The organism is Bartonella sp. TT67HLJMS (assembly GCF_042193375.1).
In the GTDB taxonomy this organism is placed as follows: Bacteria; Pseudomonadota; Alphaproteobacteria; order Rhizobiales; family Rhizobiaceae; genus Bartonella; species Bartonella grahamii.
On record NZ_JBHILP010000001.1, the window covers coordinates 25,915 to 38,271 of the forward strand.

General features: G+C 36.4%; 9 protein-coding genes and 1 pseudogene. 5 read left to right on the top strand and 5 right to left on the bottom strand.

What is annotated here, in order from left to right; all coding sequences use genetic code 11:
* Together ACFIJQ_RS00050 and ACFIJQ_RS00055 are read right to left on the bottom strand one after the other, a co-directional pair.
* A pseudogene (locus tag ACFIJQ_RS00050) lies at nt 1-2,173 on the bottom strand (hypothetical protein); the annotation flags it as partial.
* 892 nt (nt 2,174-3,065) lie between these two features.
* Nucleotides 3,066-3,572 carry a helix-turn-helix domain-containing protein gene (locus ACFIJQ_RS00055; RefSeq protein ID WP_375627911.1) on the bottom strand — a complete coding sequence of 169 codons (507 nt, stop codon included), beginning with the start codon at nt 3,570-3,572 and terminating at the stop codon, nt 3,066-3,068.
* 146 nt (nt 3,573-3,718) lie between these two features.
* On the opposite strand from ACFIJQ_RS00055, the gene ACFIJQ_RS00060 reads away from it, so the two are divergent.
* From ACFIJQ_RS00060 to ACFIJQ_RS00070, 3 genes are all read left to right on the top strand, one after another.
* Nucleotides 3,719-4,000: a hypothetical protein gene (locus ACFIJQ_RS00060; RefSeq protein WP_273787440.1), complete on the top strand. Its 282-nt coding sequence runs from the start codon at nt 3,719-3,721 to the stop codon at nt 3,998-4,000.
* A gap of 72 nt (nt 4,001-4,072) precedes the next feature.
* Entirely contained in the window at nt 4,073-4,540 is a 468-nt protein-coding gene (locus ACFIJQ_RS00065; RefSeq protein WP_114647992.1) for a hypothetical protein, read from the top strand.
* Entirely contained in the window at nt 4,521-4,790 is a 270-nt protein-coding gene (locus ACFIJQ_RS00070; protein ID WP_273787442.1) for a hypothetical protein, read from the top strand. The genes ACFIJQ_RS00065 and ACFIJQ_RS00070 overlap by 20 nt, the downstream gene beginning before the upstream one ends.
* Before the next feature lie 321 nt (nt 4,791-5,111).
* Here ACFIJQ_RS00070 and ACFIJQ_RS00075 read toward each other — a convergent pair whose 3' ends face one another.
* The 3 genes from ACFIJQ_RS00075 to ACFIJQ_RS00085 all read right to left on the bottom strand — a co-directional run bounded on the left by ACFIJQ_RS00075 (nt 5,112) and on the right by ACFIJQ_RS00085 (nt 8,479).
* Nucleotides 5,112-6,323, bottom strand: coding sequence for an MFS transporter (locus ACFIJQ_RS00075; protein ID WP_375627913.1), 1,212 nt, complete (start codon nt 6,321-6,323; stop codon nt 5,112-5,114).
* Between the two features lie 603 nt (nt 6,324-6,926).
* Nucleotides 6,927-7,577, bottom strand: coding sequence for a dTMP kinase (tmk, locus tag ACFIJQ_RS00080; RefSeq protein ID WP_375627915.1), 651 nt, complete (start codon nt 7,575-7,577; stop codon nt 6,927-6,929).
* A gap of 584 nt (nt 7,578-8,161) precedes the next feature.
* Nucleotides 8,162-8,479 carry a hypothetical protein gene (locus ACFIJQ_RS00085; RefSeq protein WP_375627917.1) on the bottom strand — a complete coding sequence of 106 codons (318 nt, stop codon included), beginning with the start codon at nt 8,477-8,479 and terminating at the stop codon, nt 8,162-8,164.
* A gap of 180 nt (nt 8,480-8,659) precedes the next feature.
* On the opposite strand from ACFIJQ_RS00085, the gene ACFIJQ_RS00090 reads away from it, so the two are divergent.
* Together ACFIJQ_RS00090 and ACFIJQ_RS00095 are read left to right on the top strand one after the other, a co-directional pair.
* Entirely contained in the window at nt 8,660-9,850 is a 1,191-nt protein-coding gene (locus ACFIJQ_RS00090) for a hypothetical protein (protein WP_375628130.1), read from the top strand.
* Nucleotides 9,847-11,052 (top strand): ATP-grasp domain-containing protein, encoded by a 1,206-nt coding sequence (locus tag ACFIJQ_RS00095; protein WP_375627918.1) that lies wholly within the window; start codon nt 9,847-9,849, stop codon nt 11,050-11,052. The genes ACFIJQ_RS00090 and ACFIJQ_RS00095 overlap by 4 nt, the downstream gene beginning before the upstream one ends.
* Nucleotides 11,053-12,357 lie beyond the last annotated feature (1,305 nt).

Genomic DNA, 12,357 nt, shown 5'->3' on the forward strand with positions numbered 1-12,357 from the left:
TCTTACCGCCACCTAAAGTCACACTGTTATAATTAACGGTTTCATCTGCATTTTTATCGTAGAGAACAGCAAAAGCATTCGCTTCCTGAATATTGAAAACCTCCTTGCCAAGATCAGTAACCGTAGCTGATATATTAGTAACCTTATCGTTAATATGGACAATATCCTTTTCAACACCTGTAACACGCTCATTCGTCTTCCAAAGCTGCCCACCATTAATTGCATCATGCGACTCTTCAGTAATTTCACCATCTTTGACATTGTGCAGAGCGACATGCCCCCCAGTCTTACCGCCACCCAAAGTCACACTGTTATAATTAACACTGCTATCACCATTCTTATCGTAGAGAACTGCAAACGCACCACCATCCTTAATATTGTTAATAGTGTCAGTAATAGCTGCAATTTCACCATCGAGTTGTTTTTTATTAACGGCTTCATTGTCTCTCTCTGCGGCCTTTACACCAGAAATACTCCGGTCTCCCCCACTACCTGCAACATCAATTTTCGTACCATCTTTTTCCTTACCAATGGTGATAAGTTTCTGTTCTTCATCCCATTTAACAAGACCATTTCCTGCTATTTGATTTTTTACTTCATTCAATTGTGCAACATTAACCGCATCAGTCTCTGCAATCCCCGCTGCCACTCCATAAACTTGTTTATCACCAGCAAAAATACCGCTACCAGTCATACGCGGACCACCAGTAATCACGAAACCAAGGTCGCTTAATTGAGTTTTTCCTGCTTGTACACGTCCAACTGTAATGAAGTCATTCAAATCAAATTCTACTGTTTTATCATCTTTTCTTACAATTTTAATGTTCTTGTTTTCATAATTCTCAAGTTCGGCTCCAGCAAAATTGACTGTTTCACCAGGCAGAATATCCACAGCAGCTTCACCGTTAACAGATAACTTCCAGCCTCCTGCTCCTTCTACGACAGCTCTCATAGCTTTCAACTGCGCCACATTGACGGCATCAGTATCTGCAGTACCAGCCGCCAGCCCAGTAATCTGGCGTGTTATACTACCGTCGGCTTTTCCAACACTGATTGCACTTTTTGTACTTTTCCATGCACCATTGTTTTGTTGTGAATTTTTGTCACTTACAGGATCATAACCAGCAACATTATTAACAACACTGGCAACGGAAGCTCCACCCAACGCAACTCCGTCTCCAGCAATCACCTGTGCATTTGGACCAATTGCAATCGAATACTTTGTTTGAGCTTGAGCAGCATAACCTATCGCAATCGTATCTTGATCCTTCGCTTCTGCGTTACTCCCCATAGCAATACCGCGGATACCGGTTGCAAGTCCACCAATAGCAACTGCTAATTCTCCTGATGCACTTGCCTTATAGCCTAGAGCCAAACTACTTTTACCAGTCGCTTTTGTACTTGAACCAACTGAAACTGCATTTTGCGCGCCGGCTTTAGCGGCATAACCTATCGCAATCGCATCTTGACCATCTGTAGCCGCTTTACTACCGAACGCAATACTATCAATGCCATCTGCCTTTGAAAGCCCACCTATAGCGATAGACGATCTTTTTACCGTTTCCGATCCAATCCCTATGGCAACACTTGCCGCTCCATTCGCAAGAGCAGAAACACCAAAAGCTTGTGCTCCTCCACTCTTTGCAGTTGCACCCGCACCAAATGCTGTTGAATAATTCCCTGTTGCAGCAGATCCACAACCGGTCGCAAAAGAATAAACACCATAAGCCTCAGGCATAGCACTCGTGCTACCACCTGTAAGCTTCCCCATATAACCACTGCTGATGTTGCTCGTGTTACTATCACCATTCCAAGTGACTTTGTCAGTGGTCACGCCATAAGGATAACGACCAGAAAAATTTGTATTTTTGGTAAATCTATCATATTGCTGCTCTGCGGTTATTTGATTAGTACTAGCAATTGACTCCTGTTGCTTGCCACCACGACCAATGACATTATCCACACCACAGTAATTATCATCACCCGCAAAAACAATACTGCCATGGCTACCATGGTCATAAGACACACCAGAACCACTCGTGCTCATAGTTTTGTCACCCGTTATCGCGAGATTCGAAGCAATAACAGGAGAGACACTCGATAAGAGTGTGGCCATTGCCGCGCTGAGAGAGACAGCTTTAATTAAATTTGGTGTGGAATATTTTTTTTTCATAAGTATCTCCTCCAACAGAGTTCAACATCATCACAACGCGTGAAAACGCACATGGCAAACCCCTCAGTTTGCGCACTTCAAAAACCAACAAATCAAGACAAAACCCTCCCCTCGATACCGCTATTTATTACGGCATCGCCCTAAAATCTTTGCGACAACATCGAATCTAGAAAAGTCCCCAACCCTTTTAGCTAGAGGGATTCAAGCTAAAAAATAAATAAAAACACAAGACTTTGAAAATATACCGTAAACTCCATTCAAAAACACTGCGATTTATCTCTTAACAAAAATAGTTTCACTAAAGAGCAATTCTATTTTTTAGATAAAGCGCCTCAGAAGAATGGCAAGAGTACAAAAAATAATTTTTTATAAATTTGTAAAAATACTTCTCAATAAATTAGCTATTCTTATAAGCACAAATTTATGATTTTTTTAACTTATAGCATAATGTAATGGATGACAATTATCATAATGACCTCACTCTTTTCTACAAGGTAGGCTGTTTCAATATATGATACATATCTTTGAGAGAAATCTCTCTTAATATAATGATGCACGCTCTGTATATAATGATGCACGCTCTGTAAAAAGTTTCAATGCGCTCATCTCATCATCTTCATAAAAGACAAAAGCGCGCCTATAAATAGTCTTTCCTTCTTCTCTCTTATATGTCTGTGACCCTTTTATAGAAACAAAACATCGTCATTGTATTTTTACTGTTGTATAAATTTTTTTGTATTACTAACTGTAATTCTTTTTATAAGCAGTTTTACCTTAATTAGAGCAACACATTAATTTATAATGATAATTTATCATTTTTTTATGTTGAATAAGAGACCAAAAAAAAGTTTTATTTTTTAAAAAGGCTGTTCATTTGCATCTTATGAAGTTTCTAGATGTGCTTTTCAGTTTCGATTTTACGCTTTAAATGTAATTTTAAAAGTGGTAAAGTGGCTTCGACTTCTTCCATATCATTGAGGTTTTGAATGAGCTCTTGCAATTTTCCATAAAGCTCTGCTGCTAATTCCGCAACATCTTCAGGGGAAAGATCTATTTTTGCATCATGATAGGTCGTATAAACCAAATGTCCAAGCTTTTTCATCAGCCCAACAGGAATCGCTTGTGGTTTAAAACCAGCTGCTTTCGCCTTTGCCATATCTGAAAACATCTCACCATTGCCCGTTACAAGCCAATCTAATGAAACACCACAAATTTCTTGATATTTGGAGAGCGCAGAGGCTGTAGGCTCACTTATACCAGTTTCATAAGTTCCTATAGAGCCAGCAGTGATACCAAGATGTTCAGCAAACTGCTTACGCTCTGTAAAACCAAGAGCGTGACGCACCTCACGAAAACGTTTTGCCAACTCAGTTTTAGGTTTTGCTTCCGGACGAGCCAAAAAAACACTCCAAAATCAATATAATTGTTGACTAAATAATTATATTGATTTATATCTATCATTACTGCTCCTTAAGAAGAGCAGTTATCACATACATAACCCCACAAAAACAGATGTTGCAGCATCCGTATGCAGGAGCGAAATTTATGACAATCACACAAAAAATGCAATCGCCGTGGTATTTTACTGAACTGCGCCCCTGTAATATAACTTTGGAAAAACTCAAGCCTATCAGAGGCTATTTTCCAGAGTCAAAAACATTTGGACACAGCCTAATGAAAAAGCTAAATGCGCCACTGCCAACTCCATCAGTTTGCACGCCAAGCAAATTCTTGCCAACTGCTTTCTCAAAAGTCACAGTCATATTTTTCAGAAGCAAAAAGCCCAACACAGGTTCTCTCACTCAACAGCCTAGTAAACCTGCTTAAACCTTTTTGCAAAAATCTATAAATACACTTCCCAAAGTTTTTACATTACAACATAAGGTAAAAAGTTTATCAATGTCTAAAAATCAATATAAAATAGGCAAAATAATTGGTATTCTACAAAAAATGAGATCATCACTCGTTATTAAAAAGTTAGACGTTTACAAACCATATTTGCTTATTTTATATATTAATGGTGCTAAGTTAGCTGTAATTGGCAATAGAGATTTCAGGGTGTTTGGTTTATCGTCAGAATGCTCCTCCTCTATGCATATTAAAAGCCTTTTAGCAATGTATTTTAAATGCTATAAGTTCTATAGTAAACACATTACCATCCATATTTACAATTGGGCGCTTCAAAATCTTGAAGTAATACAGTCTTTAATAGACATTGGTTTAAAAGCGCGTATTTTGCAGAAAATTGACAAAACCATGAGGTTCGTATACATGGCAATTCTAAGTGAGAATAGTGGAGTGATACTTAAAAAAGCTGCATGGAAACCGCAACGCGGAGGAATTAAGCATGACCTCTTTATGCGATAAAGAATTATCTGATACATTGGTTGGTCTTTATGACGACTATCAACGCGGTTTCGACATTGGAGAAGAGCTTAAATTGTGCGTGGACTTGGCGTTATCTCTTGAATTGGAACTCAGTATTCACCGTTTAAGTGAAATAGATGCCGTTTTAAAAAAAGAGATTGTGCAAACCTTGCATCGTCGTAGAAATACCCATTCCAATGAAGATGAAATTGATACAATTTTTCATATGGATTTTGAAAAACAAAAATAATGCAACACTCTCCCCGTATGATACGATATTACCTCATCGCTTTATTTTCTACTGCGCTTAAACAAAAAAAACTTTCAAGAAGATTTAAAATGTTGCGGTTTCATCTTCTTAACAACAGTGAGATGAATTAAAGAAACGCAGCAATTCTTGTGGGTCGTTATCAAAAAATAGAGAGTATTCTCTAGCATACATCAATGTATGCTTTATTCATTAAGCACCAATTTTTACATTTTCTCACTTCCCTGTAAAAGCAAAATATGAAATATGCTGTAGCGTAAATGTTTATAAAATAGCGTGTATTACCACACTTATAAATGTAATTTATTGTTTTTCATGTTTATAAAACAGCACTATGAATATTCCAACAAGCGCAAAAATGCTTTGAAAAAAATATATCGATTGAGGTGATATGCTACTGTTATCGCGTGCCATAATGAGATAGACTGCGAGGATCAAGCATCCAGAGATACCATTAAAACTTGCCTGCAATCTTCCTTGGTATTCAGGATCACAAGAGAGTTGTGATAAAGAAATCGAAAGAGCCCAACTCGAAAGTCCAAATCCAATCATAAAGTAAACAGGAAAAACAACAAAATTGTGTGTATTAACAGATAGAATAGCGAGACCAATAGCCATAAAAGCTAATAAAATGGCTAATGTTTTCTTTATGGATAAAACTTTACAAAGAAGTGGTGAAAAAAACGCACCTGTCAATACGCCCATAGAATAAAGCACCTCAAATATTGCAAAGGTCCTGCTATCCGCATGCAAAACCTCTTGTATATAAGGAACAAGAATAACAGGAATGGTCATCAAAAGAGTCATAATAATCATCTGGCTTACATAAGGTACAAAAAGAGCCGGATTCTGTTTAAAATAATGAAGGGCTGCTGTATAATTTCTCCACCAATTTTGCTGGTTTTGGTTTTTAGATCTTCGGTTTTTAGGTACCTTCATTGCACAATTAAATAAACCAGCAATAATAAAGAATATACCACCTATCAGAAGAGTTCCTTTTGTTCCTGCGTAGGACAGTATCAATCCACTTAAGCCCATACCTGCGATAGTGCCAAGTTCATAAATCATATCGATAGTCGCATTTGCATTGATGAGTTGTTCTTTCAGCACAATACTTTGAATTAAAGAAATAGCTGATGGCATATAAAAAGAGATAAAAATACCCAAAAGAGCAGATAAGACCATCAATTCAATTTCTATACCAAAATGCCATAGCATTACCCAGCCAACGATTACCAAACCTCTCACAAGATTTGAAATAATAATCTGCGTTTTACGATTATATTTATCTGCCAATATGCCCAAAATAGGGGCAAAAATAATGCTAGGCGTCCAAAGAAAAAGCATCATCAACGCTACACCACGGATTGAACCCGTCTGATTGTAAGCAAGCCATGACAATGCAATATAATTTAGTCCATTTCCAAATGTAGCAAATAAGCCGCTCAAAGTAAAATAGAGAAAAGTTCTATTTTCAAATAAAGCAATGCGTTCCTTCAAATTTGAAGTGAACATAAATTATCCTCTAAAATAAATACCCGTCGATATGCATGATACATCCTGTTTAAAAACATGCATTCTTACGGTTTTCATTTTAGATCATTAAATTTAAGAAAGCAAAATTCCTTTTTTGAGGCTTTTAAAATCTTTGTGCTGTGGTATGATTAATTCTTCTATTAAAATAAAAATTTATGAACAAAAATACAATAAAATTAATATTTTATGTGCATTTTATTCAGAAGCTTCACCTTTATACATATGTGAAACAATTTTATGATATGGAAGCTTCACACACATCATTGTCCTTATTATTCCGTGCACTAAAATATGCTCGAGTATATCCCTCTATGTCGTTCTTCTATTACCACACTTCGTCTCTAAAAGAATAAACATACTATTATTCTCACGATAAATATTGATAACTTTTCTACTCCCCTTCTCTAAATCTTTTAAAACAAGCCCATTACAGTTAATTTTCCAATTAAAATATATAACGTGATATTTTTCCTGAGCAGTTAAATTATTGCAATCATATCTCTAAAGTTTCAGATTTAGAATACGAATACATAAGAAGGATTTATCGTGGATAAATTGATTAATAAATGATTTTATTCATAATCAAAAACAAACTTCATCTATATGACGTCGTATTTGATGATGAATTAAAGAAACAGAAGCAGTTCCATCAATTGTTATAAACCGCTCATCTATTTCTGATAAAACTTGGTATACTTCATAAAATTTTTCAATAAAAGAGAGTTGTTCTTCGTATTTTAAGTTTAAACCATCCCTTTTCTGCAATCGTTCCAGTATAGTAGTGGGCGGTAAATGAAGATAAAATGTAATATGAGGTCTTGGAATAGATTGATTTAATTTAACTACACTTTCAACAGAAAGCTCTCGAGCATAAAAATAAGCAAGACTAGAATAAACATATCGATCGCTAATTAATAAATTTTGCGATGACATTAAGGAAGGTTCAATAATTTCAAGCGTATGTTTGCGTCTATCTGTCGCTGATAAGAGTGCTAAAAGCAACGGATCAATTGCCTTTCCAGTATCTAAGTAATCTCTAATTTCTGGATTATTTCTATACCAATAACTGGGTTGAAAAGTTTGTATTATATGTTTTTCTGTTGAGTAATGGCGAGCAATTTCTTTTGTTTGTGTTGTCTTTCCACTCCCATCAAACCCGCATAAGACAATAAAAGAACCGGAAAATTTCTTTGAAGACCACATAGAATTATAAACTTTTTTATCAAGATACATTTTGTCTATATACTCTCCATAAGTTAAATTGTTTTATGTCTAAAATCTCTTAATGTTTAATAAGATGTTTTTTTACTCGTCTCTAAACAGAAAAACACAATACTCCCGTATTTGTATAACTTATTAACTTTATGATAAATGGCGGTATATAGACTTAGTTTTAAGATAAGATTATATTTTAGACAACTTAAAATGAGCTTAAGTATTTTTAAAAAATATATTTTTTGTTCACGCTACATAACCTGCCATTTTTTAACGAATTCTAGTAGAGTTTCTGAGGATTACTCCTATAACGTCGTGTAAGCGTATAGAAATGAGTTCGATCTAAGTATATTATTGCCCCCCTAAGGACTGATACTGAATTCCGCTACATAGGAATCTAACGAAATCAACTCTATCTTTTCTCAAACCACTGCCCACGCCATAAGCATTTGATATCCGATTCCGTCAAAAAGCGGCAGAACAATTCTCAGAAAACATCGCTGAGATATTGAAATATGCCTTGCAAAAGCGTTTGAATCAAATGTTTCACTATATTTTTCGGTATATTCATAAACTGAAACTAAGAATATTATAATAAGACTTCAAACAACGACGACGCCCAAATCGGCCGTGACAAAGCCTCCTAAAACTGAACCAATAATACCTTCTCTATGAAAAAGACTACCATGTAAAGGCTTTAATACAACCGCACACCTTAGCGCTAATGCCATAAATGTTTCTGATAGATAACGAAGTTTATTGTCACAACAACATCTAACAACCGTCAATAACAAAACCTCAACCTTGAGTATAAACAAAATCAACTTGAAAGCGCGAAATATATCTCTAGGACATAGTTCTTTATTGGCAAGCCACCTGCCAAGAGACGCAGTAAAAATACCAGCCTCCATCCTACTCATTCTCCTGAAAATAAGCTATCACTAGCATAAACATCAGCGTTCAATTTTTCCTACCGAAAAAACTTGACATGCCCAGCCATGTATGTGTGTATTTATTATTCGTAAACATGTGTGCTGATTTATAATACTGCGTGTTTTTAAGAGATTTCAAAATGGGGGGATGATGTGCACAAACAACTGATGTTTCGGTTTTATGGGCTTGTTGTCTTACTATATCTTTCTGATATGGTTCTATTCTTAAGTAATCTTTGGAATGCTTATCGCATAACATCCTCATCGATTTTCCTAGGCATAACCATGGCTTTGGGCACCCTTACGCCTTACCTTTTAAAAAAAAGCGGACTTGTGCGCATTAAAGCCTCACTGCGGTTAGTCGATTTATACAAAAGGCGGATCATTATCTATAGCCTTCTTTTATTGATTGCTCTTTTCCATTATGCCGATTCTCCCTTTGGTTTTATCGCTGTCTCTATCTCTATCGGCTATCTCTCTTTGATTACCTTAAGCACTCTCGAGACTTATAATACTAAACTCGCACTTGGTGGTTATATTAGCGCCCAAAAGGCTTCCCGCATTATGCAAACAGTTGTGCAAATTGGCGCTTTTTTGGGAGCAGCACTGAGTGGTTATCTCTTAGAAGCGACCAGCCCTCGAGGGGCAGCGGCTGAAATTGGCTATAATGGTTTGATTGTGGCACTTTGTGTGTTTGACATCATTATAAGCCTTATAGCCGGATATATCATCTTTTGCGATGAATATAACGCTACAGATACCACAGCACTTGCAACCGATAAGAAGCCAGTACCTACACCGCAAGCGAATGAACTCTCTTATGAGCTTAAACTTTTATGCGTCTGCATAGGACTTATTGGCTTTCATATTTGCGCTTATAATACGCTGGCAACCATTCTTTTTCAGAGTGTGAAAAATTTTGGCTCTGAATATTATGGGCTTTGCAGTGCGGTCGCAGGCGTGGGCGCTTTTTTGGCTGCTTTTATCAAAATCCCTCGCTTTGAATTTATTCTCCCAGCCCTTATGTTGAGCGTGGCTGATCTTATTTTTAGCACCACACAATTGCCCTATTTGGCTGTGGTCTTTTGCTTTTTTATTGGCTTTTCAATGAATACCATGCGAATTAATGCCCGCAAACATACGATTGAAGCGACTAAAACAGAGGCTCAAGCAGAGCTGGTGGGAAGCTATAGCGGCATGCTTTATACTCTCTCCCAATCGGCAGGTTATGTTATCCTTGGTCTTCTTACAAGCTCTGCCCTTATGGGTCCTCAAGCAGCTGTTTATCTTCTACCCCTTATAGGGCTAATAATCTTTATTTATGTTCTTTTCCTTTTATCACAGCGGAACAAAGCATGAGAAAACCTATTCTTATTGTCGACCCTTTCTCCACGGGTGCCCTCTATGGCCCTGCTTTGCAAAAATTAGGCTATGCTTGTTATGGAGTTGTCTCTCAACCAGATCTTTTTTCACGCTATATGCTTTCTTATCAGGGAAAAGGCATGGCAGAAGCAAAACTTCATAATGTAGATGAGATCAAGATACGCTTTCCTATCGGTGCGATAGAAGCTGTGGTAGCAGGCGCCGAAGGAGGTATTTATTGTGCAGAGCAATTGGCGGCTTATTATGGTTGCCTTGGGAATAATCCCTCAACCACCGATTGGCGACGAAAAAAGGCAGCAATGCAAAGGCGCCTTTGTGAAAATGGTTTATCTTACATTCGGTCGAAGATTCTTACAAAAGGCGATTGTGCTATCGATGATTTTGAAAGTCATAGCGGCTATGTAGTGAAGCCAAATGATTCTGCTGGGAGTGATGGCATTTTGTTTTTCTCCAGCCGTGAGGAAGTAGCGGCATGGTCCTCTAGAATCGACTGGACGCAAAAAAATATTTTTGGCGCACCTAACGAGGCTTATTTGCTCCAAGAAAGATTGGAGGGAGAGGAATACATCGTCGACGCCGTCGTAAAGGGAGAGGCTATAAAAATATGTGCTTTATCGCGATATAAAAAAGGTATTCATAATGGAAGTGCTTTTGTTTATGAATCGCTTGATGTGCTTGATGCTCAAGATCCCTCTTATGCCCCTCTTATCTCTTATGCAAAAAAATGTATTCGCACGCTGGGGATTGAATATGGACCCGCGCATATGGAAATCATGCAAACAGCTCGTGGTCCAGTGATGATCGAAGTAGGAGCCCGCCTCCACGGAGGAATTGCACCCACCTTGTTCGCACATTGCTATGAAGATGATTTACTTGAAAGCTCCGTTAATCTTATTGCAGGAGTGTTTTCGCAAAAACCAAGTCGCTTTAAGAAAAAAGGGCGTATTATCTTTCTTATCAACAAGATCGACGGTCATATTATAAAAGATGTTAACTTATGGCAGCAAAAGCTTCATTCTTGGGAAAATGTGGTTCATTTTAAGCTCCTTTTTAAAGAAAATGAGCCCCTACCCCTAACCATCGATTTAAATACCTGCCCTGCCATTATAGCAATTTGGGGACACAGTGATGATGAATTATCAGCTTTGGAGAGGATTATTCGTAGCAATTTCTTATAAAATACAATAATTGGAAAGAAAACATAGATTCATCAGCGTAACTAATTGAAAATATAGACAAATATTAAAAATTGATCAAGCTTAATGGATTAAACAACAAGGAAATAATTTTGTTTACAGCTTTATTGTCGAGCATTCACGAATGGATTCTGGTATTATCTCTATCTGAAACTCCCTACAGGCATGAAGCAGAAAAGTTATCAAGCATACTTAGTATATCTAATGACAACTGCTATTACCATGCGTGATGGCTCTAGTGTAGGTGGATTTGAACTTTTAAATAATTTCTTAACTCTTGCATCACTCTATTTCCATACTTTTCAAATAATATTCAATAACTTAAGTAAAATAAATATTTTTTATTTTGGGTTTTGGTGTGTTATTAATCTAAAGCATCTGAAGAGAATATATTAAAAGAACTAAAATATTTATATATCGAGATTGAAGCAGCTCTATTTTACCAAAAGAAGAGCTACTATGACACAGGTGAATTTAGCTATTAATCTTTTGTTGCAAACAAGTGGAAAAAAAATGCTGAACGTAGAAAAAGTTGCATAAGAATCTTTAACAAAAATGATTAAAATTTAGATAGAGTTACAAGGTATGAAATAAAATTGGTTCCATCAGTGCTGCAATTTTTTCTGGTTAATTTATTCTACCAATATCATTAAAGCTTTCTTCTAATGACATCGTCTATCATTGGTGGGAGATATATGATTGTTTTTCGAATTGTGACAGCACACAAATTTCGTGATTTATTTTGCCCATCAAAAAGATGTTGGTTAGTTGAGTAAGTTAAAAAAATACATAGCATTCCGTATAATGCCGTGTGTATGTATAAAACTTTTCAGAATGATCGTGTTAATAGAAATGTTGAAGGAGTGCCTTTTTGGGAAAGATTGTACAGCAATTACGAGTATCTCTAGGAAGAAAAGCGCTGATTTTTAGAATAGAGAGAAACATTGATCATAACAGTTTATTAGGCTAAACGCAGAATATTTATCCTAATAATTGATGATCGAATTGTAACAGTATAGGTTTTTGATCATCATAAAGAAAAAAGTAGAGAACATGTTTCTTTTAGTTAAGGAAGAGTGTTGCTCATTTTTCTTTCTAAAAGTAAGCAAATTCAAAGATAATTTTTTTGTTCTTATAGTGGTGATACAATAATTGTCGAAGTCCGTGAAGGGGAGATTCCAATACATTATTACAAAGTTTAATAAAAGCTGGAATACTTAAAAACTCTTTAGTTGCTATAATGATTTAAGAATACCAGATTAGGATCCGAGCAATTCAATAGCTCAA

What these genes read in the sequence shown, in the direction of transcription:
- ACFIJQ_RS00060 (WP_273787440.1), top strand. Translation starts at nt 3,719, where the DNA reads ATGACAATCACACAAAAAATGCAATCGCCGTGGTATTTTACTGAACTG.
- ACFIJQ_RS00065 (WP_114647992.1), top strand. Translation starts at nt 4,073, where the DNA reads ATGTCTAAAAATCAATATAAAATAGGCAAAATAATTGGTATTCTACAA.
- ACFIJQ_RS00070 (WP_273787442.1), top strand. Translation starts at nt 4,521, where the DNA reads ATGACCTCTTTATGCGATAAAGAATTATCTGATACATTGGTTGGTCTT.
- ACFIJQ_RS00075 (WP_375627913.1), bottom strand. Translation starts at nt 6,323, where the DNA reads ATGTTCACTTCAAATTTGAAGGAACGCATTGCTTTATTTGAAAATAGA.
- tmk (WP_375627915.1), bottom strand. Translation starts at nt 7,577, where the DNA reads ATGTATCTTGATAAAAAAGTTTATAATTCTATGTGGTCTTCAAAGAAA.
- ACFIJQ_RS00085 (WP_375627917.1), bottom strand. Translation starts at nt 8,479, where the DNA reads ATGAGTAGGATGGAGGCTGGTATTTTTACTGCGTCTCTTGGCAGGTGG.
- ACFIJQ_RS00090 (WP_375628130.1), top strand. Translation starts at nt 8,660, where the DNA reads ATGTTTCGGTTTTATGGGCTTGTTGTCTTACTATATCTTTCTGATATG.
- ACFIJQ_RS00095 (WP_375627918.1), top strand. Translation starts at nt 9,847, where the DNA reads ATGAGAAAACCTATTCTTATTGTCGACCCTTTCTCCACGGGTGCCCTC.